Genomic DNA, 21,898 nt, shown 5'->3' with positions numbered 1-21,898 from the left:
CCGCGCGCGCCGCGTGGCTACGGTTGTTTTTGCTTGCTTAGTTCTTGGGTGTCGCCGCGGCCGGGGGCGGCAAGCCTGCGTCGGCGTCAGCCTGTGCCGCTTCGCCTTCCTTACGCTGCTTGTGGCCCATGTCGAACTCCTTGATCTGCCATTGCGCCCCGCGTACAGGCCCGTCGCCTGGCTGCAAAGTGCCCGCGGTCGACTGCGGCTTCACGTAGTAGGTGCTGCCGCCGCTATTGACCTTGATTTCGGTGACACGGCCTTGTTCAGTTTTTTGCGTGATATCGCCTGGCGTTTCACCCGGCTTGCGAACGGTAACGGCCGGCGCTTCGCCCTCTTCCAGTTTTTGCAGCTCAGGTGGCGGCGGCGCGACGGTCTTGGGCGGTTGGGGCGCTTGTTGTGCGCTAACGAGCATAGGTGTTGCCAATGAGGCAATGCATACAGTCAACAACTGCCAGACTTTAGATTTATTCATGAGAATTTGGCTACCTTGAGTAAAGCAAGATGGAAGTCTTCATTGTAACAAACCGCCGGCCCCGATAGGCGATAAGGAGGCCGGCAATCTGTCTGGCGCTGCTGTTTTTGCGGTTTTGCCGCCAGCTACAGCAACACGCTCGCATGACGGTCCGATTCCGCCATGACGGTTTCGCCCGCCTCGTAGAATTCCACCACGGCGGCGAGAATCTCGGCCGGGTCATCCAGCACCTGGATCAGGTCCATGTCCTTGGCCGCGATCATGCCGTCACCGACCAGCTGGGTGCGGAACCAGTCCAGCAAACCGCGCCAGAAGCTGCTGCCGACCAGGATGATAGGGATGTGGCGGCATTTGCCAGTCTGGATCAGTGTCAATACCTCGCTCAGCTCATCGAGCGTCCCAAAACCGCCCGGCAACACGATGTAGGCATCGGCGTAACGGACGAAGGCGACCTTGCGGGCAAAGAAATGACGGAAACTGAGCGAGATGTCCTGCCATTTATTTCCGCTTTGTTCATGCGGCAATTCGATATTCAAGCCGACCGAAGGTGATTTACCTTCGAACGCGCCTTTGTTTGCCGCTTCCATCAAGCCCGGACCGCCGCCTGAAATCACGGCAAAACCTTCATCGGAAAAGCGTCGTGCGATATCCATGCACAAGGGGTAATAAGGATTGTCTGCCTTGATCCGCGCCGAGCCGAAGATCGATACCGCGGGATGCAACTCGGAAAGCCGTTCGGTCGACTCGATAAATTCTGCCATAATCGTGAACATATGCCACGATTCGCGCGCCTTCTTGGAAGTTGCGCGTTCGATGTCCGTCACTTGCCGCAAACGCGGCACATTTTTTCCGTTCAATTCCATATGCAAAAAACCCTGCTGTTAGTTGATGGTTCCAGTTATCTCTATCGCGCCTTTCATGCATTGCCCGATATGCGCAATGCTGCCAATGAGCCGACCGGCGCGCTGTATGGAATCATAAATATGTTACGCCGCTTGCGTACCGATTACCCTTCAGCTTACCTCGCCTGCGTGTTCGATGCAAAAGGTAAAACATTTCGCGACGACATGTACGCCGACTATAAGGCCACCCGGGCATCGATGCCGGAAGACCTGGTTAAACAGATTACGCCGATTCACGCCGCCGTGCGCGCCATGGGCTGGCCGATCCTGATGGTCGACGGAGTGGAAGCCGACGATGTGATCGGCACGCTCACGGTGCAAGCGGTGAGCCATGGCATGCAAGCGGTGGTCTCGACCGGCGATAAGGATTTGGCGCAGCTGGTCAACGAGCATGTGACGCTGATCAACACCATGAGCAACGAGACTTTGGATCGGGCCGGCGTGATCGCAAAATTCGGCGTGCCGCCGGAGCGCATCGTCGATTACCTGACATTGATCGGCGACACCGTCGACAACATCCCCGGCGTCGCCAAAGTCGGGCCGAAGACTGCGGTTAAATGGCTGGCACAATATGACACTGTCGATCAGGTGATTGCGAATGCCGCCAACATCGGCGGCGCGGTCGGCGAGAATCTGCGCAAAGTGCTGGACTGGCTGCCCAAGGCCAAGGAACTGGTGACGGTAAAAACCGATTGCGATCTGAGCGCGCACATGGTGTCGATTCCGGAATCCCTGAAGGCGCCGGAGCAAGACAAGGAGACGCTGATCGAGTTGTACACGCGCTATAACTTCAAGACCTGGCTGCGCGATCTGAGCGGCGCCGGCAACCCTGCCGGCGCAGTGGACGGCGCAGGAAAAGCCGCGCCGGCCGAGATCGCCGCCGACCACAAGGCCGGCGCCGGCGAGCCGGCTCAGAGCAGCCTGTTCGCTGCGGCAGAACGGCATTATGAAACTGTGCTGACCGCAGCTCAGCTGGACGTATGGCTGCAACGTATCGACAATGCGACCTTGACCGCGGTCGATACCGAGACTACCTCGCTTGAGCCGATGACTGCCCAGCTGGTCGGGATCTCGCTGTGCTGCGAGGTCGGCGTTGCCGCCTATATTCCAGTCGCCCATCGTTACCAGGATGTGCCGGCGCAATTGTCGCGTGAATTCGTATTGGAAAGAATGCGGTCTTGGCTGGAAGACGACAGCAAGCCCAAGGTCGGCCAGAACCTGAAATACGACAGCCATATTTTCGCCAACCAGGGCGTCGGCCTGCGTGGCATCGTGCACGACACTTTGCTCGAATCCTATGTGTTTGAATCGCATCGCAGCCACGACATGGACAGCCTGGCCTTGCGCCACCTGAATCACCAGACCATCACGTTCCAGGAAGTGTGCGGCAAAGGGGCTGCGCAGATCGGTTTCGACGAGGTCGAGATCGGCCGCGCTACCGAATACGCAGCCGAGGACGCCGACATCACCCTGCAGTTGCATCTGACCATGTGGCCGCATATCGCCGACGACGCCAAGCTCAGGTTCATCTACGAAAAAATCGAAGTCCCGACTTCGGTCGTGCTGCAAAAAATCGAACGCAACGGCGTACTGATCGATGCCAGCCGTTTGGCGGCCCAGTCGAATGAATTGGGCAAGCGCATGCTGGAGATCGAACAGCAAGCCTATGAACTGGCCGGCCAGCCTTTCAACCTGAGTTCACCCAAACAGCTGGGCGAAATCCTGTTCGATAAACTCAAGCTGCCGGTGGTCAAGAAAACGCCATCCGGATCGCCGTCGACCGATGAAGAAGTGCTGCAGAAACTGGCGGAAGATTATCCGCTGCCGAAGGTGCTGCTCGATTACCGCAGTCTGTCCAAGCTGAAATCGACCTACACCGACAAACTGCCGAAGATGGTCAATCAGGAAACCGGCCGGGTGCATACCAATTATGCACAGGCGGTCGCCGTGACCGGACGGCTGGCGTCTAACGATCCGAACTTGCAAAACATCCCGATTCGCACTGCCGAGGGCCGGCGTATCCGTGAAGCGTTTGTAGCGCCCGAAGGCAGCGTGATTGTTTCGGCCGACTATTCGCAAATCGAATTGCGCATCATGGCCCACATCTCTGGCGATGAAAACATGCTGCGCGCATTTGCCGAAGGCGTGGATATCCATCGCGCCACTGCAGCCGAAATTTTCGGCACGACGGCGGCGGAAGTCACCAGCGAGCAGCGCCGTTATGCGAAGGTGATCAATTTCGGCCTGATTTACGGCATGAGCGCGTTCGGCCTGGCCGGCAACCTCGGCATCGAGCGCGCCGCCGCGCAAATGTATATTGAAAAATATTTCATGCGCTTCGCCGGCGTCAAGCAATTCATGGACATGACGCGGGTGCAAGCCAAGGCGCAGGGCTACGTCGAGACCGTGTTCGGGCGCCGTTTGTGGCTGCCGGAAATCAATTCGCCCAACGGCCAGCGCCGCCAGGGTGCGGAGCGGGCGGCGATCAATGCGCCGATGCAGGGCACCGCCGCCGACTTGATCAAATTATCGATGATTGCGGTGCAAAACTGGATTGAAACAGAACAGCTAACATCCAAGATGGTGATGCAGGTGCACGATGAACTGGTGCTGGAAGTGCCGCAAGGAGAATTGGCGCTGGTGCGGGAAAAACTGCCGCAGCTGATGGCTGGCGTGGCTGAACTAAAAGTGCCGCTGATTGCCGAAGTCGGAGTGGGCAAGAATTGGGACGAGGCGCATTGAGCGTAACGACGGCGGCTGCTTTGTTACGGTCAATGCAAATGGATAGTTGAAGATCAACCTTGGAGGAGAACTTTGATGTCGAATTTTAAACAGGATTTCGATAGCCTGGCGGGAAAAACCAGCTTGTCAGATGATGTTGACCGCCGCACCTTTTTGAAGGCGGCCCTGGGCACCGGGTTTGCCGCCGCAGTGATGCCGGTCACGGCGCAAACCGTGATCAAGACCGATACTGCGGGACTCACTGCCGGTTCGCTTGAAATCCAGGCGAACGGCTTGAGCGTGCCAGCCTACCGTTCCCAGCCTGAGGGCAAAACCAATTTGCCGGTAGTGCTGGTAGTTTCAGAAATTTTCGGCGTGCACGAACACATCGCCGATATCACACGGCGCTTCGCCAAGCTCGGCTACCTGGCGATTGCGCCGGACCTTTTCGTTCGCGAAGGCAATCCGGCCGCTTTCGCATCGATTCCCGAGCTGTACAAAAACGTGATTTCGAAAGTGCCGGATGACCAGGTGCTGGGCGATCTCGATGCCTGCGTCGTCTGGGCCAAGGAAAACGGCGGCAACGTCGACAAACTGGCGATCACCGGCTTTTGCTGGGGCGGGCGCATTACCTGGCTGTATGCCAGCCATAATCCCAAGGTGAAGGCCGCCGCCGCCTGGTATGGCAGCCTGGTAGGGGAGAAGAGCGAGCTGATGCCGAAGCAGGCGGTCGAGATTGCGCCGAGCTTGAAAGTGCCGGTGCTGGGTTTGTATGGCGCCAAGGACCAGGGTATTACCCAGGATCACGTGGCGCAGATGAAGGCGGCGCTGGCCAAAGGCAACAGCAAATCGGAAATCGTGGTGTACCCGAACTCCGGCCATGCGTTTAATGCCGATTATCGCCCTAGTTATGTGGAGGCGGATGCCAAGGATGGTTGGAAACGTACCCTGGCCTGGTTTAAAGCGCATGGGGTGAGTTGATGGAAAGTCAGGTCAGTTCTTGAAATTTATATTGAAAGCAGATCTGAAAGCCGCCTAAAAGCTGTTCAAGTCATTTGACACTTTTTATCTAATCAGTTGGGGACAGAGTAATTCGTCGCGCTACGGCGACTCTTAAACTCTGTCCCACAATTTGCACAATTGCAGCAGCTGTGTTCTAATTTGCAACCATGTTGCATTTAACCTCTGATTGCCGGAGCAGAAAATTAATTCCACACTAGTTTCAATTCTCCTGGCGACCACGATCGCCGGGCTTTTCAGCATAACTGCCGCTGCAATTTTTTCTTTCGCGCTGCTGTCGAAGATGGTCGAGCGCATGGTCAGCCTGTCGGTCGGCATCATGCTGGCGACTTCCTTGCTGCACGCGCTGCCGGAGGCTTTCGAATCGCAGGCCGACAGCCACACGCTGTTTGCGGTATTGCTAGGCGGGCTGCTGGCATTTTTCGTGCTGGAAAAATTCGCCATCCTGCGCCATTCGCACCATCACGAAGGCGACGGCCACAGGCATCATCACGGACATGACAAGAAAGAGGCGGGCAAAGCCGGCTGGATGATCCTGGTAGGCGACGGCTTGCACAACTTTACCGACGGCATTTTGATCGCCGCCGCTTTCCTGGCGGATCCGCATCTCGGCCTGATCACCGGCCTGGCCATCATCGTGCATGAGATTCCGCAGGAAATCGGCGATTTCATAGTGCTGCTCAACGCCGGCTTTTCGCGGACCCGCGCTTATGTGTATAACCTGATCTGCAGCCTGATGGCGGTGCTTGGCGGTTTGCTGGGTTACTTTACCCTCGAGCGCGGCATGGAATGGATTCCTTACGTGCTGGTATTTGCTTCTTCGGGGTTTATCTATATCGCCGTCAGCGACCTGATGCCGCAAATGCAGCGCCGGGCCACTCTGCGCGAAACGATTCCGCAGATTCTGTTGATCGGAACGGGCGTGGCCATAGTCCTGTTCCTGACCCGCCACGGCCACCAGCATTAAAAACCGTAGGGTGGGCACCTATGCCCACCTCATAGCGACAGCTTATGCGCCCTTGGCCATAGGCCGTGTCGAATCCGAACACCACTCGCTCCACGATCCCGGATACAAGGCCGCGCCGTGCAAACCGGCGATTTCCAGCGCCAGCAGGTTATGGCAGGCGGTAACGCCTGAGCCGCACTGCATCACGGCAGTCTTCGGTTCGCTGATCAGGGCGCCGAATTCCTCATGCAATTGATGGCCGGGCTTGAAACGGCCGTCGGCCTGCAGATTGTCCTTGAAGAAACGATTCTTGGCGCCGGGAATATGGCCGCCGACCGGGTCTATCGTTTCATTTTCTCCGCGAAAGCGATCCGGTGCGCGCGCATCGACGATGGTGCGTCTCTGGTTGGTCAGGTTGATCAGTACGTCATGGGCGTTGACGCTGCTGGTCAATGGCGGCTTGGCGCTGATATTGCCGCTGGCCGGCACCGGCTCCGCAGCCGACAAGCCGGCTCCTGCCGCTTGCCAGGCTGCCAGGCCGCCGTCCAGCACCGCCACCGAGTTATGGCCGATGGAGCGCAACAGCCACCACAGGCGGGCGGCATACATGCCGCCTTGGGCATCGTAAGCGACGACCTGGGTATCGTCATTGATGCCCCAGCTTCGCAGCGTGGCGAGCAAGGCATCTTTTTCGGGCAGGGGATGGCGGCCTTTGAAGCTGCCGTCGGCTGCCTGTTTGGCGCCGGAAAGGTCGCGGTCCAGATTGGCGAAGCGGGCTTCAGGAATGTGACCGGCATCGTAAGCCGCCTTGCCGGCAGCGGCATCCATCAAATCGTGGCGGCAGTCGACAATGACCCAGTTGGGATTTTGCGCATTCTGCAACAGATTAGAGGCAGAAATCAGCGTCGTATAAGGATGGGCGTGAGACATGGCATTCCTTCTATCTAAGTGTGTATCAGGTGATGCGGGGCAACCTCACAAGCTGCGGATCTCGCTAGTATCGGTCGCCTGGTTAATCTGCTTATCCAGCGGTTTTTCCGACTGCAAGGGCCTGAGCGGACGCGCCTTCTTTTGATTATAAAACGTTGCCAGCAAACCGCCGATAAGGATAACCGCGGTACCAAGCCAGCCGCGCCAGCCAAGCCGGTCGTGCCAGATCAGAATGCCCAGGATGCTGGAAAAGACGATGCCCGTGTATTGCAGATTTGCAGTCAGCAGCGGATTGCCAAGACGGTAGGCGCGCGTCATGGCCATCTGGGCGACGGTAGCCGATAGGCTCAGTGTAATCAATAAGGCCACGCCTTGCACACTATGCGCATGCCAGAACGGCATGCCGCCGCCTGGCAGCAAGCTGCTGCCGGCCAGGCCGGCGATGGCGCTGGTCGTCGAAAAATAAAATACCACGCGATATTCCGGTTCGCCCATCCTGCCCAGGCGCCGTACCTGCAGGTAAGCCACAGCCGAGATCAGGCCGGATGCCAGGGCGATCATGCCGCCCATCGTCTGCTTGGTATCGAACGACGGTTTCAGCAGCAGCATCACGCCGATGAAGCTGAGCATGATGGTGGCTGCCATGCCCCACTCAAAGCGCGTATTGCCGCGCCACCACGCGCTGCCGAACAAGATCGCGGCAAGCCAAATCGAGGAGGTGTAGTTGAGGGTGGTGGCGGTGGCGACCGGCAGCAGGCTGAAGGAATAGAACCACATCGACAAGGCAATCACGCCGATCACGCCGCGCCATAGGTGCTGGCGCGGCATGGGCGTCTTCAGGGTGCCGCCCTTCAGCAGAATCAGGACGACGATGAATAGCATGCCGATCAAGCCGCGGCTCAACATGATTTCAGCGATGGAGTAATGATCGGCAGCAAGCTTGACGCAGACTCCCATGATCGAAAACATGAGGCTAGCGAACAACATCCAGAGTGATTGCATGGGGAGGAGGCGAAGGAAGCGAAAGGAATGTGTAGCGCTATTTTGACTGATTCTGGCGGCAATGCATGCTTACTGCGCTAAATAATGACGAAGGGCCGGAGTTTGTGCGTTTGCGCAAACTCCGGCCCTTGTTTTCAAATGCGGGATTGTCCGGGCCAATCCGCTCAGGTCACGCCGTTCTGATTCCGGTACCACTCGTGGAAATGCTGCATGCCGTCTTCCATCGGCGACTGGTACGGGCCGACCTCGCTGACGCCGCGCTCCATCAGGATGCGCCGTCCGGCATCCATGCGCAATGCGATTTCGTCATCTTCGACGCAGGTTTCCATGTATGCGGCACGTTCCGCCTCGACCATTTCGCGTTCAAACAGCGCAATTTCTTCGGGGTAATAAAACTCGACCACATTGGTGGTTTTTTGCGGGCCGCGCGGCCACAGCGTCGACACCACCAGGACATGGGGATACCACTCCACCATGATGTTCGGATACAAGGTCAGCCAGATTGCGCCGAACTTCGGCGCTTCGCCGTTGCTGAACCTGAGAACCTGTTCCTGCCATTTCTTGTAGGCAGGCGAGCCGGATTTCGCCAGTCCGTGATTGACACCCACGGTCTGTACGCTGTAATCCTTGCCAAATTGCCACTCCAGGTCGTCGCAGCTGACAAAACTGCCCAGGCCGGGATGAAACGGCTCGACGTGATAATCCTCCAGGTAGACCTCGATAAAGGTTTTCCAGTTGTAGTCGCACTCGTGGACTTCGACGTGATCGAACAGGTAGCCGCTGAAATCGAGATCCTTGGCGACGCCTAGCTGCGCCAGTTTTTCACCGACATGGAAGGCATTTTGCTCGAATAGCAAGCCGTTCCAGTTTTGCAGCGGCGTTTTGGACAAGTTCATGCATGGCGTTTCACCGAAGTGCGGTGCGCCAATCAGTTCGCCCTTGAGGTCGTAAGTCCAGCGATGCAGCGGGCAGACGATGTTGCGCGCATTGCCGCGACCGTCGAGCATTTTTGCCTGCCGATGGCGGCAGACGTTGGAAATCAGCTCAATCCCCTGGGGATTGCGCACCAGCATGCGGCCTTCGTTTTCAGAAGCCAGCGTGGCGTAATCGCCTACATTGGGCACCATCAGCTCATGGCCGACGTAACGCGGGCCATTCTGAAACAGTTGCTGGATTTCACGCTTTAACAGCGCTTCGTCAAAATAGACGTTGACCGGAAGTTGCGCATCGGAGCGCGCGAGCTTGGAAATAGAAGCCAGATCGGACATCCCTCCACCCCCAAATGTGTTGTATCAACCTAAGAGAGAAAGAATCCGCAAAAACCTGTGTTCAAATAATATGAAACGGAAATTTTGGACAGAACCAAGGATTATCCCATAAAAAGCTGGAATTGGGCTGTTTTACGCTGTTTATCCAGCCCCATTTTCTAAATCAACTCCTCGAAATACAACGAGTTATGGATGTTTGCTCTAAAATAGCGGACTAAACTATTTATCGCCACTATGCCAAAAAATCCGATTTCCACCAGCAGCCCGGCCTCGTTTGAACAAGCAATGGCCGAGCTGGAGCAACTGGTAGCCCAAATGGAAGCTGGCGAGTTGCCGCTGGAAGCATCAGTCGCCGCCTATAAACGAGGTTCGGAGCTGGTCAAGTTTTGCGCTTTGCAACTCGAAAAAGTCGACAGCCAGGTCAAGGTGCTGGAAGGCGACCTGCTCAAGCCCTTTGCCGGCGAAGCGCTCAACGATCACAGCGGCGGAGCTGAAGAATGACGGCTGTCGCGCAACTGTTGAGCCCGGTCGAGCCGCCGGCATCCGATTTCAATACGTGGATGCGGCAGGTACAGGCCGACATGGAATCCGCTCTCGGGCAGTTCCTGCCGTCCGCAACCGGCATTCCGGCCAAACTTCATCAGGCCATGCGCTATGCCGTGTTGGATGGCGGCAAGCGGGTGCGGCCCTTGTTGGTATTTGCCGCAGGGGAATTATTTTCAACGCCGGCCGCCGTAGCACAACGCGCAGCGGCGGCAGTCGAAATGATTCATGCGTATTCTCTGGTGCATGACGATATGCCGTGCATGGATGACGATGCCTTGCGCCGCGGCAAACCGACCGTGCATGTGAAATACGATGAAGTGACCGCCTTGCTGGTGGGCGACGCCTTGCAGGCCCAGGCTTTCGTCGTGCTGGCGGAGATTGACGCCGCCGCCCTGGATCCGGCGCGCCAGATCGCCATGCTGCGCTTGCTGGCCCAGGCTTCCGGTTCGCTGGGCATGTGCGGCGGCCAGGCAATCGATCTGGCGAGCGTCGGCGTGAGTCTGTCGCTGCTTGAACTGGAGCAGATGCACAAGCTGAAAACCGGCGCCCTGTTGCGCGCTTCGGTATTGCTGGGCGCATGGGGCGGCAAAGCGCTGGCGCAGAATGAAATCGAGGCGCTGGAAGCCTACGGGACAGCGATAGGCCTGGCGTTCCAGGTGGTTGACGATATTCTGGATGCGACCGCCGATTCCGCCACGCTGGGTAAAACCGCCGGCAAGGATGCCGCAGACAACAAGCCGACTTACGTCTCGATTCTGGGTTTGTCCGAATCGCAGGCGTTGGCGGAAAAATTACGCAACGACGCCCATCAGGCGCTTGCGGTCTTTGGGGATAAGGCACGCCGCCTGCGCGAGCTGGCGGATTTGATCGTGCAACGGAAAGCTTAGGGTTTAGCGCATATGGAAATACTCAACACAATCGACAGTCCGGCAGACCTGCGCAAATTGACGCGGGCGCAGCTCAAGCCGCTGGCCGATGAACTGCGCGAATTCGTCATCGAGTCGGTGGCGCAGACCGGCGGCCATCTGTCGTCCAACCTGGGCACGGTCGAATTGACGATCGCCCTGCATTACGTCTTCAATACGCCAGAGGACCGGATCGTCTGGGACGTCGGCCATCAGACTTATCCGCACAAGATACTCACCGGCCGCCGCGAGCGCATGCACACGCTGCGCCAGCTCAACGGCATCTCGGGATTCCCGCGCCGCTGCGAAAGCGAGTACGACACTTTCGGCACCGCCCATTCCTCGACCTCGATTTCGGCCGCGCTGGGGATGGCTTTGGCCGCCAAGACCAAAGGCGAGACCGATCGCCACGCGATTGCCGTGATCGGCGATGGCGCCATGACCGCCGGCATGGTTTTCGAAGCGATGAATAACGCCGGCGTCTATGAAGACATCAACATGCTGGTGATCCTGAACGACAACGACATGTCGATCTCGCCGCCGGTAGGCGCCTTGAACCGCTATCTGGCACGCCTGATGTCGGGCCAGTTCTATGCGCAAGCCAAGAACGTCGGCAAGTCGATCCTGCCGGCGCCGATGCGGCAACTGGCCAAGCGTCTTGAAGAACATGCCAAAGGCATGGTAGTGCCGGCCACCATGTTTGAAGAATTCGGTTTCAACTATATCGGTCCGATCGACGGCCACGACCTGGAATCGCTGATCCCGACCCTGCAAAACCTGAAACACCTGAAGGGGCCGCAGTTCCTGCACGTGGTGACCAAGAAGGGCCAGGGCTACAAGCTGGCGGAAGCTGACCCGGTGCTGTATCACGGCCCGGGCAAGTTCAATCCGGCTGAAGGCATCAAGCCGGCTGCGGTCAGCAAGATGACCTACACCCAGGTTTTCGGCGACTGGCTGTGCGACATGGCGGCGCAAGACGACAAGCTGATCGGCATCACCCCGGCCATGTCCGGCGGCTCCGGTTTGGACGCCTTCGCCAAGCGTTTTCCGCAGCGTTTCTACGACGTCGGCATCGCCGAGCAGCATGCAGTCACTTTTGCCGCCGGCCTCGCCTGCGAAGGCTTGAAGCCGGTAGTGGCGATCTATTCGACTTTCCTGCAGCGCGCCTACGATCAATTGATACACGATGTGGCTTTGCAAAACCTCGACGTGACCTTCGCGCTCGATCGTTCCGGCCTGGTCGGCGCCGATGGCGCGACCCACGCCGGCAATTACGATATGGCGTATCTGCGCTGCATTCCCAACATGGTGGTGATGGCCGCATCGGATGAAAACGAATGCCGCCAGATGCTGTCCACCGCGTATCACTATAACGGCCCGGCGGCGGTGCGCTATCCGCGCGGCGCCGGCATTGGCGCTGCGATAGCACCGGCGCTGACTACTTTGCCTTTGGGCAAAGGTGAAATCAAGCGTCAAGGCAAGAGCGTGGCGATCCTCGCATTCGGCTCGATGCTGGCGCCAAGCGTGGCCGCCGGTGAGTTGCTGGACGCCACAGTCGCCAATATGCGTTTCATCAAACCGCTGGACGTGGAGCTGGTGCTGGAACTGGCAAAAACGCACGATGCGCTGGTCACCGTGGAGGAGGGCTCCATCATGGGTGGCGCCGGCTCTGCAGTGGCAGAAGCGCTGGCAGCGGCAGGCTGCGTCAAGCCGCTCTTGAACCTGGGCTTGCCGGATCGATTTATAGACCATGGCGATGTGACTCAGCTGTTGGCGCAATGCGGATTGAACGCGGAAGGTATTGCGGCTTCGATACGGCAGCGTTATGGCAAGGATCAGCCGCGCCTGGTGGTCAATCAAAATTAATAGAGTAGGGTGGGCACAACGTGCCCGCGCGGTAGCAGCGCAATCGGCATCCGCGTGGGCGCGTTGTGCCCGCCCTACGTTCTTCAAAGGTACATATCAATGAACACTCGTGACCACAATCTGACTATCCCAGACGTGCAAAGCAGCGTCGACACCCGCCATCTGTCGATACAGCGCGTGGGTGTGAAAGGCGTGCGTTATCCGCTGACGGTGCGTACCGCCGCCGGCGCGCAAGCGACCATCGGCAACTGGAATATGTATGTGCATCTGCCGGAGCAGCAGAAGGGCACCCACATGTCGCGTTTCATCGCGCTGCTGGAAGGATTGGAAGGGCCGCTCGACGTCGCCTCGTTTGGCGCTCTGATGCGCAAGATGGTCAGCCTGCTGGATGCCGGGCGCGGCCGCATCGAACTGACTTTCCCGTATTTCATCAACAAGACGGCGCCGGTTTCGGGTGTGCAAAGCTTGATGGATTACGAAGTGGGCCTGACCGGCGAGATCAATCAGGGTGCGCTGGAAGTGAGCTTGAAAGTCCTGGTGCCGGTGACCAGCCTGTGCCCTTGCTCGAAGCAGATATCAGCCTACGGTGCACACAACCAGCGCTCGCACATAACCGTCAATGCAGTGCTGGACGGCGAAATCCTGGTGGACGAACTGATTGCCCGTATCGAGGCGCAAGCATCGTGCGAACTGTTCGGCTTGCTGAAACGGCCGGATGAAAAATACGTTACCGAGCGTGCTTACGAAAATCCGAAATTTGTCGAAGACCTGGTACGCGACGTGGCGGTAGCCTTGAACAATGAACCGCGGGTGCTGGCCTATGTGCTGGAAGCGGAAAACTTCGAGTCTATCCACAATCACTCGGCCTACGCATTGATCGAACACGATAAACGCAGCAAATAAGACGCAGAAAATAGGCCCAAGCAGTTCAAGCAGGCCGGATGATGTTGCGTCATCCGGCCTGTTTTGTTCAGGCATCCCGCATGCGATCCTTCTGCCACAGCACATCGTTGCCGCCATCTGCCCGGTTCAGCACGCGTGACAACACGAACAGCAAATCCGACAAGCGATTCACATACTGCCGCAAAGCTTCACTCACCGTTTCGCTCTTGCCCAAGCTGACTATACTGCGTTCCGCACGCCGGCAAACGGTGCGGCAGACGTGCGCCAGCGCCGCGGCATGGCTGCCGCCGGGCAGGATGAAATCCTTCAGCGGCGGTAAATCGGCATTGTATTTTTCCAGCAGGCGATCGAGCCGCGCCACCTGTGCGTCGCTGATCAAGGTATAGCCTGGAATGCACAGCTCGCCGCCGAGATCGAACAAGTCGTGTTGTATCGACAGCAATGTTTCGCGCAGCGCCAGATCCAGTTTGTCGCATAACAAAAGGCCAAGCTGCGAATTGAGTTCATCTATATCGCCGATGGCCTGGATCCTCAAGCTGTCCTTCTCCGTGCGGCTGCCGTCGCCGAGGCCGGTACTGCCGTTGTCGCCGGTGCGCGTGGCGATCTTTGAGAGTCGATTACCCATGGTTTTATGCTTTTTCCTGTCGGTTTTGGGTGGAATAGGAGTGCTTGTACTTTACACCAGCAGATAGCAGTTCTGCAGAGTAAAATCGATGGGAAAAGGAGACTTTCGAATGAATCACATAAGCGACCTCGCGGCCTTGAAGAAACCGCTGCCGGATGCCTTGCGCGCCACCCTTGGCGCCCTGTTTGGCGAACGTTTCTCGACCACCATGGCGATGCGCGAGCATCATGGCCGCGATGCATCTTCCTATGACCCGATGCTGCCGGACGCGGTCGTATTCGTCGAATCGACCGAAGAAGTCGCGGCGCTGGTCAAGCTGTGCGGCGAATACCAGATCCCGGTAATTCCGTTCGGCAGCGGCACCTCGCTGGAAGGCCATGTGCTGGCGTTGCAGGGCGGGATTTCGATCGACTTGTCGCGCATGAACCGGCTGCTGGCGATTCATGCCGAGGATCTGACGGCAACGGTGCAAACCGGCGTCACCCGCAAGCAGCTGAACCACGAGATCAAGGATAGCGGCCTGTTCTTTCCCATCGATCCCGGCGCCGATGCCTCGATCGGCGGCATGGCGGCAACCCGTGCTTCCGGCACCAACGCCGTGCGTTACGGCAGCATGCGCGAGAACACATTGGCGCTGACCGTGGTGACCGCCGACGGCCGTATCATCAAGACCGGCACGCGCGCCAAGAAGTCGGCGGCCGGTTACGACTTGACGCGTATTTTTGTCGGCAGCGAAGGCACGTTGGGTGTGATTACCGAAGTGACCGTCAAGCTCTATCCGCAACCGGAAGCCATCTCGGCAGCGGTATGTTCGTTTCAAGATATCGCCGATGCGGTCAATGCCGTGATCCAGACGATTCAGCTCGGCGTGCCGGTGGCAAGGGTAGAGCTGCTGGATGAAAACGGCGTCAAAGCCATCAATGCGCATTCGAAACTGGCGTTGCCGGAACAAGCGCTGCTGCTGTTTGAATTCCATGGCAGCGAGAACGGCGTCAAGGAACAGGCGGAGATCGTGCAGGCAGTAGTGGCCGACCATCACGCCACCGGTTTCGAATGGGCGACGCGGCCGGAAGATCGTTCGCGCCTATGGACCGCGCGCCACAATGCCTATTTCGCCTTGCTGCAAATGCGCCCGGGCAGCCGCGCGATTTCAACCGATTGCTGCGTGCCGATCTCGCGCCTGGCGGAATGCATTCTCGAAACCAAGGCCGATTGCGAAGCGAACGGCATGGTGTATTCGATCATCGGCCACGTCGGCGACGGCAATTTCCATGTGCAGATGCTGGTCGATCCCGACGATGCCGCCGACATCGCGCGCGCCGAGGGCGTCAATGCGCGCATGGTCAGCCGCGCCATCGGCATGGACGGCACTTGCACCGGCGAGCATGGCGTCGGACTGCACAAGATCGATTTCCTGATTGAAGAACATGGGGTCGAAGCGATAGCCACCATGCGTGCGCTGAAGCATGCCTTCGATCCCAAGAACATCATGAATCCGGGAAAGATACTCCGTTGGTGAGCCCGCTGCATTTTCTCCATTTACCCGCCAGCCATGTCGAATAAAACGCTCCTGGTCAACCGGCTGCCGCCGGTGCATGCCTTGTCTGCATTTGAAGCCGCCGCGCGCCATCATTCATTCGCGCTGGCGGCGGATGAGCTATGCATCACGCCGTCCGCACTGTCGCACCGCATCCGCCTGCTGGAAGATTTCGTCGGCGAGCGCCTGTTTTCGCGTGAAGGGCGCACCGTCGCCTTGTCGGAATTCGGCCATCGTTACCTGGAGGTGGTGCGCAGCGCCTTGCGTACCTTGACCGAATTTCCGCTGCCGCAGCGTAACGCCCAGGTGCAGCCAAGGGTAAAGATCACCGCGCCGCCGACTTTTGCACGCCATTTGCTGATTCCGCATTTGCACGGGTTTGCCAGCCAGCACCCGGAGATTGTGGTCGAGATATTCTTGTCGGTGCCGCTGTATGACCTGAGTTTGACCGAGAGCGATCTCGAAGTGCGTTTCGGCGCCGGCAAGTACCCCAACACTACCACCGAGAAACTGTTCGAAGAGCCGACCTTTGCCGTCGCCAGTCCCGCGTATCTGAAACAGATCGGCCCGCTCAGGCAACCCGCCGATTTGCGCAAGGCCAGCCTGCTGCGTTCGGCGCTTGAGCCTTGGCAGCCGTGGTTCCAGGCAGCCGGGCTGGACTGGCCCGAACCTGCCGCCGGCTTGCGCGCCGATGATCTGGGTTTGTTGCTGGAACTGGTGCGCCATGGCCATGGCGTCGGCCTGACCCGCAAGCATTTTGCCCAGCAAATGATGGCGCAAGGAGAAGTGGTGCAATTGTTCGACATCAGCCTGACCTCGCCGCCCCATGCCTATTATCTGGTCTACCAGCAAAAGCCGCAGGAGAGGCCGGAAGTGACGACCTTTATCGAATGGATGAAACAGACTTTCAGCCGCATCTGAGCGAGATGGCAGAATGGTGTCTGGGGTGGCGCCTGGCAGCCTGAAAACATTTCATCGGCCCGGTGCAAGCTTTTCAGCAGGAAATCATCCTGCAAAAAACACATTATCGTTATACTCGACAACAGAAATCATTCAGTTAGATAGCCAGTCCATTAATAGGGAAATAGCATGAATCTGCCCGCTTCAGCCGCCGCTGGATCTGCCTTTAGCCCGGCTCGTCAGCAGCAGGTCGTCAGCGCATTGCGGGCGCTGTTGCCGGAACACGCATTGTTATCCAACCTGGAAGATACCCGGCCCTACGAATGCGACGGCCTGGCCGCCTATCGGCAGACGCCGATGGTGGTCGCGCTGCCGGAGAACGAGGCGCAGGTGGTCGCCATCCTCAAGACTTGCCGCGATCTCAAGGTGCCTATCGTGCCACGCGGCGCCGGTACCGGTTTGTCCGGCGGCGCCATGCCGATCGCTGACGGCGTGGTCTTGTCCACCGCTAAATTTACCCGCATCGTCAAGCTCGATCCCTATGCCCGGACGGCCGTGGTGCAGCCGGGCGTGCGCAACCTGGCCATTTCGGAGGCGGCAGCTGCGCATGACCTGTACTACGCACCGGATCCGTCATCGCAGATCGCGTGCACCATCGGCGGCAACGTGGCCGAGAATTCGGGCGGCGTGCACTGCCTGAAATACGGCCTGACCGTGCACAACGTGCTGCGGGTGCGGATGGTCACCATCGACGGCGAGGTGGTCGAACTCGGCAACGGCGCGCTGGATGCGCCGGGTCTCGATTTGCTTGCGGTCTTTGTCGGCTCGGAAGGCATGCTGGGGGTGGTCACTGAAGTGACGGTCAAGCTGATTCCCAAGCCGCAGGCGGCTAGAGTCATCATGGCTTCGTTCGACGATGTCGTCAAGAGCGGCAACGCGGTGGCCAATGTGATTGCCGCCGGCATCATCCCGGCCGGCCTGGAGATGATGGACCGCACCAGCTCACGCATGGTCGAGCCCTTCGTCAAAGCCGGCTACGACACCGACGCGGCCGCCATCCTGCTATGCGAATCGGATGGCACCATCGACGAAGTGGAAGAAGAAATCGAGCGCATGAGTGCGGTATTGAATGCCAGCGGCGCAAGCCGTATCGAAGTATCCAGCTCGGAAGCGGAGCGCCTGCGCTTCTGGTCGGGGCGCAAGAATGCCTTCCCCGCCGCCGGCCGCATTTCTCCCGATTATTACTGCATGGACGGCACCATTCCACGCAAGAACCTGGCCCAGGTATTGCTCGGGATCGAGCAGATGGAAAAAAAATACGGCCTGCGTTGCGCCAACGTGTTCCATGCCGGCGACGGCAATCTGCACCCTTTGATTTTGTTCGATGCCAATGTGGCGGACGAATTTCATCGGGCGGAAGAATTCGGCGCCGAGATTCTTGAACTGTGCGTGGCTGTCGGCGGCACCATTACCGGCGAACACGGTGTCGGCATCGAAAAAATCAACTCGATGTGCGTGCAATTTTCAGCGCTGGAGCGCGAGGCCTTCTTCAACGTCAAGCGCGCTTTCGATACCGCATTCCTGTTGAATCCGGACAAGGCGATTCCGACTTTGCAACGCTGCGCCGAGTACGGCAAGATGCACGTTCAGCGTGGACAGCTGAAGTTTGCAGATCTGCCTCGCTTCTAATCGAAAGACCCAGGAAAACATGGACGCAGAGTTATTCAAACAACAGGCCAAGGCGCAAATACTCGCTGCCGGCGCGGCGCGTCGCCCGCTGGAAATTCGTGGCGGCGGCAGCAAGAGCTGGTATGGCCAGCAAGTGCAGGGCGAGCTGCTGGATACGCGCGCTTACTGCGGCGTCATCGATTACGAGCCGACCGAACTGGTGATTACCGCGCGCTGCGGCACGCCGCTGGCCGAGATCGAGGCGCTGCTGGCGCAGCACAATCAAATGCTGGCGTTTGAGCCGCCGCATTTCGGCAGCGCTGCCACGCTTGGCGGCATGGTCGCCAGCGGCTTGTCCGGGCCGGCGCGGCAAGCGGTCGGCGCCTTGCGCGACTTCGTACTGGGTGCGGTGCTGATGGATGGCAAGGGCGATGTCTTGCATTTCGGCGGCCAGGTCATGAAGAACGTGGCGGGATACGATGTGTCGCGTTTGCTGGCCGGTTCGCTCGGCACGCTCGGTCTGATTCTCGAAGTTTCGTTGAAAGTATTGCCGCTCCCTGTCGCCAGCAGCAGCCGTCGTTTTGCCATGACCGAAGCCGAGGCGATTCGCAGCCTGAATCAATGGGGCGGTTTGCCCCTGCCGATTTCCGCCAGTTGCTGGCAGGACGGCATGCTGACGCTGCGCCTGTCCGGCGCACAGGCGGCGGTGAGTGCTGCAGAAAAGAATCTTGGCGGCGAAGCGCTTGCCGACGCCGGAAATTTTTGGCAAGCAATCCGTGAGCAGACGCATGGTTTTTTTGCTGCGGCAACGGCACAGAAGGCATTGTGGCGACTGTCGCTGCCATCGACGACTACAGCACTGGCATTGCCTGGCGCGACATTGATCGAATGGGGCGGGGCGCAACGCTGGCTGATAACGGATGCCGATACCGACCTGCAGCTGATCCGTGCAGCCGCCGCAGACGCCGGCGGCCACGCAACGCTATATCGCAGCGCGGACAAGAGCGCAGGCGTGTTTCATCCGCTGGCGCCTGCGGTGGCGCAAATTCATCGGCGTTTGAAAGCCAGCTTCGATCCGTCGGCGATCTTCAATATCGGCCGCATGTATCCGGACTTCTAATCAATTACTAACGAAGCAAGCCATGCAAACCAATCTAGCCGATTTCATCAAGAATACACGCGCCGGCAAGGAGGCCGATGCGATTTTGCGCGCCTGCGTGCATTGCGGATTTTGCACGGCGACCTGCCCCACTTATCAATTGCTGGGAGACGAACTGGACGGTCCGCGCGGACGCATCTATCTGATCAAGCAGGTGCTCGAAGGTAAGCCGGCAAGCGCCAAGACGCAGTCCCATCTGGATCGCTGCCTGACTTGCCGCAATTGTGAATCGACCTGTCCTTCCGGCGTCGAATACGGCCGCCTGCTCGATATCGGCCGCAAGGTAGTCGAAGATCAGGTGCCGCGCCCGGTCGCGCAGCAATTGACGCGCAAGCTGCTAAAGGAATTCTTGCCGCGTCCGTGGCTGTTCAAGCCAGCCATGGCGGCGGGACAGTTACTGCGGCCTTTGCTGCCGCGCAAATTGAAAAACAAGATTCCGGAAAAGCAGGATGCCGGCCTGCTTCCGCGACGCGAACATAGCCGCAAGATGCTGTTGCTGGACGGCTGCGTGCAGCCAGCGATGTCGCCCAATATCAATCGCGCTGCGGCACGGGTTTTCGATGCGCTCGAGGTGCAATTGCTGGTGGCGCCCAAGGCCGGCTGCTGCGGCGCGATTCGCTATCACCTGAACGACCAGGCTGGCGGCCTCGATGACATGCGGCGCAATATCGATGCATGGTGGCCGTACGTAATCGGCAGCAATGGGAACGGCGTCGAAGCGATCGTCATGACCGCCTCCGGCTGCGGTGTCACGGTCAAGGAGTACGGGCATCTGCTGGCTGCGGATGCTCTCTATGCAGTGAAGGCAAAGGCCATTTCTGCCTTGACCAAGGATTTGAGCGAAATCCTGCCTGAATTTGAAATTGAACTGCAGCAAAAACTACGCGGAAAATTTCCTCAGCGGGTGGTTTACCATCCGCCCTGCACCTTGCAGCACGGCCAGCAAATCCGCGGCAAGGTGGAAGGTCTGCTGCGCGGCATAGGTGTCGATGTGCAGTTGTGCGCCGACAGCCACTTGTGCTGCGGTTCGGCAGGTACTTATTCGGTATTGCAGTCGGAACTGTCTTACCGCTTGCGCGATAACAAGCTGGAAAAATTGCAGGCAAGCCAGCCGGACATGATCGTCTCTGCCAACATCGGTTGCCTGACGCATCTGCAATCGGGTACACAGACCCCTGTAAGGCATTGGATAGAACTGCTGGATCAAGTGCTTTCTTCCTGATTGCCGGGACTGTTCCTGAGCGTTGACTTTGCGCCAATCCGGCATCGCTTGCCGGATTGGCTACTCCATCAATTAAAACTGATGGCGAATTCCGACCACACCGACAAATTGTTTGCCATTGGAAGATGGGCTACCATTTTGCGAGTCGCCTACGACGGCGACAGCGGCGACCGGGGTCACGCCATTTGCGCCCAAGGTTTGGCCACGCGCCTTTTGATAAGCCTGCAAGAAATAAATTGCCGTACGTTTGGAAAAATCATATGTTTGCTCAAGCGAGAACTGTTGATAGCGTGCCGGATCGCTGATGCCATTCGCTACCGATTCACGCGTATAACTATAGCCGGCTGCCAGCGTTGTTGCCGGCGTCAACTTATAGGTCGAAATCAGGCCCGCTGTATTGAAGGTGGCCTGATGCGAGAATAGCGAAGCCACTCCGGGCGTCATCTGGACATTTGAAAAATTAAAACCCAGCATCAGCTTTCCCGATACGTTATAGCGCGCTGCGGCGGCAATCATTTGCACCGATTTGGCGGAGGCATAACCGGCATTGACCGGAGATTGGGCGTAGCTGCCCGAAGTGACGTTCGGATCCCACGGCGCAAAGCCCTTGAGATTGTTGTTGGTCAGTTTTACATATCCCAGGGCCAGGCCCAGCGCGTTGTAGTCATAGCGCAACGCCGCACTGGAGGAATTGCCGGAACTGATGGCGCCGGCGTTTTCTCCAAAACCATACAAGGCGCTGGCCTGGAAGCCGGAGATCACGGGCGTGGCGTACACGAGGGAGTTGTTGATCCGTATCGTCGTGTCGAGGCCGTCAAGGTCGCCTGGATGGGCGCCAGTCGCACCAGTCAGTACGCCTGTCGGTCCCAGTCCGCCGACGTAACGCCAGTACGGCGTGTACTGGCGACCCAGGGTAAACGTACCGTACCTGGCATCGCTCAAGCCAACAAAAGCCTGGCGGTTAAAGGCTTTGCTGGCATCGCTTTGCGCGCCGGTGTCTATGTTGAATCCCTGCTCCAGCGTGAAAATGGCCTTGCTGCCGCCACCCAGATCTTCGCTGCCGGTAAAGCCCAGCTTACTGGCATTCAGATTGCCACTGTTCACGTAAATGTTTGAATTTCCGCGTTGATTGCTTGAGTAAACAATCGCCGCGTCGGCCGTGCCGTAAATGGTAACGCCGCTTTGTGCCTGTGCATAGCTGGCGCCGGTCAATGAAGCTGTTGCCAGCAATAATTTCAATGTTGTATTTTTCATGTCTTCTCCTTGGTTTTATTTATTACGCCGCTTCAGAATGTTGACGGCT

Annotated in this window: 20 protein-coding genes; 12 read left to right on the top strand and 8 right to left on the bottom strand. The window is 58.3% G+C overall.

All coding sequences use genetic code 11. From position 1 onward, the window contains the following. Positions 1-37 precede the first annotated feature (37 nt). Positions 38-475, bottom strand: a complete 438-nt coding sequence (locus BLV81_RS05905) for a hypothetical protein (protein ID WP_176992760.1) — start codon at positions 473-475, stop codon at positions 38-40. A 125-nt stretch (positions 476-600) separates the two neighbouring features. Next, a complete protein-coding gene (locus BLV81_RS05900; protein ID WP_092353362.1) occupies positions 601-1,338 on the bottom strand; it encodes an LOG family protein in 738 nt (245 codons plus the stop codon). Here BLV81_RS05900 and polA point away from each other — a divergent pair, their 5' ends adjacent. Further along, a complete protein-coding gene (polA, locus tag BLV81_RS05895; RefSeq protein WP_092353360.1) occupies positions 1,339-4,119 on the top strand; it encodes a DNA polymerase I in 2,781 nt (926 codons plus the stop codon). Positions 4,120-4,194: 75 nt separating this feature from the next. Next, positions 4,195-5,079, top strand: a complete 885-nt coding sequence (locus BLV81_RS05890; protein ID WP_092353358.1) for a dienelactone hydrolase family protein — start codon at positions 4,195-4,197, stop codon at positions 5,077-5,079. Positions 5,080-5,211: 132 nt separating this feature from the next. Here the strand turns inward: BLV81_RS05890 and BLV81_RS24160 are convergent, their stop codons facing one another. Then, positions 5,212-5,415, bottom strand: a complete 204-nt coding sequence (locus BLV81_RS24160; protein ID WP_255364993.1) for a hypothetical protein — start codon at positions 5,413-5,415, stop codon at positions 5,212-5,214. On the opposite strand from BLV81_RS24160, the gene BLV81_RS05885 reads away from it, so the two are divergent. Beyond that, positions 5,342-6,085 carry a ZIP family metal transporter gene (locus BLV81_RS05885; protein WP_255364992.1) on the top strand — a complete coding sequence of 248 codons (744 nt, stop codon included), beginning with the start codon at positions 5,342-5,344 and terminating at the stop codon, positions 6,083-6,085. The two genes, BLV81_RS24160 and BLV81_RS05885, sit on opposite strands and share 74 nt — an antisense overlap. Positions 6,086-6,127: 42 nt before the next feature. Here BLV81_RS05885 and BLV81_RS05880 read toward each other — a convergent pair whose 3' ends face one another. From BLV81_RS05880 to BLV81_RS05870, 3 genes are all read right to left on the bottom strand, one after another. Then, a complete protein-coding gene (locus BLV81_RS05880; protein WP_092353356.1) occupies positions 6,128-6,994 on the bottom strand; it encodes a sulfurtransferase in 867 nt (288 codons plus the stop codon). A gap of 45 nt (positions 6,995-7,039) precedes the next feature. Further along, positions 7,040-7,996, bottom strand: coding sequence for a DMT family transporter (locus BLV81_RS05875; RefSeq protein ID WP_255364988.1), 957 nt, complete (start codon positions 7,994-7,996; stop codon positions 7,040-7,042). Between the two features lie 164 nt (positions 7,997-8,160). After that, complete coding sequence (locus BLV81_RS05870; RefSeq protein ID WP_092353354.1) at positions 8,161-9,264, bottom strand: aromatic ring-hydroxylating oxygenase subunit alpha; 1,104 nt, start codon at positions 9,262-9,264, stop codon at positions 8,161-8,163. A 234-nt stretch (positions 9,265-9,498) separates the two neighbouring features. Between BLV81_RS05870 and BLV81_RS05865 the strand changes: the two genes are divergently transcribed. From BLV81_RS05865 to folE2, 4 genes are all read left to right on the top strand, one after another. Further along, a complete protein-coding gene (locus tag BLV81_RS05865) occupies positions 9,499-9,765 on the top strand; it encodes an exodeoxyribonuclease VII small subunit (protein WP_092353352.1) in 267 nt (88 codons plus the stop codon). Continuing rightward, a complete protein-coding gene (locus tag BLV81_RS05860) occupies positions 9,762-10,697 on the top strand; it encodes a polyprenyl synthetase family protein (protein ID WP_176992759.1) in 936 nt (311 codons plus the stop codon). The genes BLV81_RS05865 and BLV81_RS05860 overlap by 4 nt, the downstream gene beginning before the upstream one ends. 12 nt (positions 10,698-10,709) lie before the next feature. Next, positions 10,710-12,581 carry a 1-deoxy-D-xylulose-5-phosphate synthase gene (gene dxs, locus BLV81_RS05855; protein WP_092353350.1) on the top strand — a complete coding sequence of 624 codons (1,872 nt, stop codon included), beginning with the start codon at positions 10,710-10,712 and terminating at the stop codon, positions 12,579-12,581. Between the two features lie 99 nt (positions 12,582-12,680). Continuing rightward, entirely contained in the window at positions 12,681-13,484 is an 804-nt protein-coding gene (gene folE2 / locus BLV81_RS05850; RefSeq protein WP_092353348.1) for a GTP cyclohydrolase FolE2, read from the top strand. Positions 13,485-13,551: 67 nt separating this feature from the next. On the opposite strand, the gene BLV81_RS05845 is transcribed toward folE2, so the two are convergent. Next, positions 13,552-14,109 (bottom strand): cob(I)yrinic acid a,c-diamide adenosyltransferase, encoded by a 558-nt coding sequence (locus BLV81_RS05845; RefSeq protein WP_092353346.1) that lies wholly within the window; start codon positions 14,107-14,109, stop codon positions 13,552-13,554. A gap of 109 nt (positions 14,110-14,218) precedes the next feature. On the opposite strand from BLV81_RS05845, the gene BLV81_RS05840 reads away from it, so the two are divergent. From BLV81_RS05840 to glcF, 5 genes are all read left to right on the top strand, one after another. Next, positions 14,219-15,628 (top strand): FAD-binding oxidoreductase, encoded by a 1,410-nt coding sequence (locus BLV81_RS05840; RefSeq protein ID WP_092353344.1) that lies wholly within the window; start codon positions 14,219-14,221, stop codon positions 15,626-15,628. Positions 15,629-15,679: 51 nt separating this feature from the next. After that, positions 15,680-16,567, top strand: a complete 888-nt coding sequence (locus BLV81_RS05835) for a LysR substrate-binding domain-containing protein (RefSeq protein ID WP_092353426.1) — start codon at positions 15,680-15,682, stop codon at positions 16,565-16,567. Positions 16,568-16,735: 168 nt separating this feature from the next. Further along, positions 16,736-18,235 carry an FAD-linked oxidase C-terminal domain-containing protein gene (locus tag BLV81_RS05830; protein WP_092353342.1) on the top strand — a complete coding sequence of 500 codons (1,500 nt, stop codon included), beginning with the start codon at positions 16,736-16,738 and terminating at the stop codon, positions 18,233-18,235. Between the two features lie 19 nt (positions 18,236-18,254). After that, complete coding sequence (gene glcE, locus BLV81_RS05825) at positions 18,255-19,334, top strand: glycolate oxidase subunit GlcE (RefSeq protein ID WP_092353340.1); 1,080 nt, start codon at positions 18,255-18,257, stop codon at positions 19,332-19,334. 22 nt (positions 19,335-19,356) lie between these two features. After that, positions 19,357-20,595, top strand: a complete 1,239-nt coding sequence (glcF, locus tag BLV81_RS05820; protein WP_092353338.1) for a glycolate oxidase subunit GlcF — start codon at positions 19,357-19,359, stop codon at positions 20,593-20,595. Between the two features lie 72 nt (positions 20,596-20,667). Here the strand turns inward: glcF and BLV81_RS05815 are convergent, their stop codons facing one another. Beyond that, a complete protein-coding gene (locus tag BLV81_RS05815) occupies positions 20,668-21,849 on the bottom strand; it encodes a porin (RefSeq protein ID WP_092353336.1) in 1,182 nt (393 codons plus the stop codon). Positions 21,850-21,898: the final 49 nt, after the last annotated feature.

Source organism: Collimonas sp. OK242, from assembly GCF_900107095.1.
Classification (GTDB): Bacteria; Pseudomonadota; Gammaproteobacteria; order Burkholderiales; family Burkholderiaceae_D; genus Collimonas.
Note: the sequence above shows the minus strand (reverse complement) of the source record. Positions and strands in the feature narration are given on the sequence as shown.

Bases quoted from the DNA above. Each gene is read 5' to 3' on its own strand.
- BLV81_RS05905 (WP_176992760.1), bottom strand. From the start codon at position 475: ATGAATAAATCTAAAGTCTGGCAGTTGTTGACTGTATGCATTGCCTCA.
- BLV81_RS05900 (WP_092353362.1), bottom strand. From the start codon at position 1,338: ATGGAATTGAACGGAAAAAATGTGCCGCGTTTGCGGCAAGTGACGGAC.
- polA (WP_092353360.1), top strand. From the start codon at position 1,339: ATGCAAAAAACCCTGCTGTTAGTTGATGGTTCCAGTTATCTCTATCGC.
- BLV81_RS05890 (WP_092353358.1), top strand. From the start codon at position 4,195: ATGTCGAATTTTAAACAGGATTTCGATAGCCTGGCGGGAAAAACCAGC.
- BLV81_RS24160 (WP_255364993.1), bottom strand. From the start codon at position 5,415: ATGCGCTCGACCATCTTCGACAGCAGCGCGAAAGAAAAAATTGCAGCG.
- BLV81_RS05880 (WP_092353356.1), bottom strand. From the start codon at position 6,994: ATGTCTCACGCCCATCCTTATACGACGCTGATTTCTGCCTCTAATCTG.
- BLV81_RS05875 (WP_255364988.1), bottom strand. From the start codon at position 7,996: ATGCAATCACTCTGGATGTTGTTCGCTAGCCTCATGTTTTCGATCATG.
- BLV81_RS05870 (WP_092353354.1), bottom strand. From the start codon at position 9,264: ATGTCCGATCTGGCTTCTATTTCCAAGCTCGCGCGCTCCGATGCGCAA.
- BLV81_RS05865 (WP_092353352.1), top strand. From the start codon at position 9,499: ATGCCAAAAAATCCGATTTCCACCAGCAGCCCGGCCTCGTTTGAACAA.
- BLV81_RS05860 (WP_176992759.1), top strand. From the start codon at position 9,762: ATGACGGCTGTCGCGCAACTGTTGAGCCCGGTCGAGCCGCCGGCATCC.
- dxs (WP_092353350.1), top strand. From the start codon at position 10,710: ATGGAAATACTCAACACAATCGACAGTCCGGCAGACCTGCGCAAATTG.
- folE2 (WP_092353348.1), top strand. From the start codon at position 12,681: ATGAACACTCGTGACCACAATCTGACTATCCCAGACGTGCAAAGCAGC.
- BLV81_RS05845 (WP_092353346.1), bottom strand. From the start codon at position 14,109: ATGGGTAATCGACTCTCAAAGATCGCCACGCGCACCGGCGACAACGGC.
- BLV81_RS05840 (WP_092353344.1), top strand. From the start codon at position 14,219: ATGAATCACATAAGCGACCTCGCGGCCTTGAAGAAACCGCTGCCGGAT.
- BLV81_RS05830 (WP_092353342.1), top strand. From the start codon at position 16,736: ATGAATCTGCCCGCTTCAGCCGCCGCTGGATCTGCCTTTAGCCCGGCT.
- glcE (WP_092353340.1), top strand. From the start codon at position 18,255: ATGGACGCAGAGTTATTCAAACAACAGGCCAAGGCGCAAATACTCGCT.
- glcF (WP_092353338.1), top strand. From the start codon at position 19,357: ATGCAAACCAATCTAGCCGATTTCATCAAGAATACACGCGCCGGCAAG.
- BLV81_RS05815 (WP_092353336.1), bottom strand. From the start codon at position 21,849: ATGAAAAATACAACATTGAAATTATTGCTGGCAACAGCTTCATTGACC.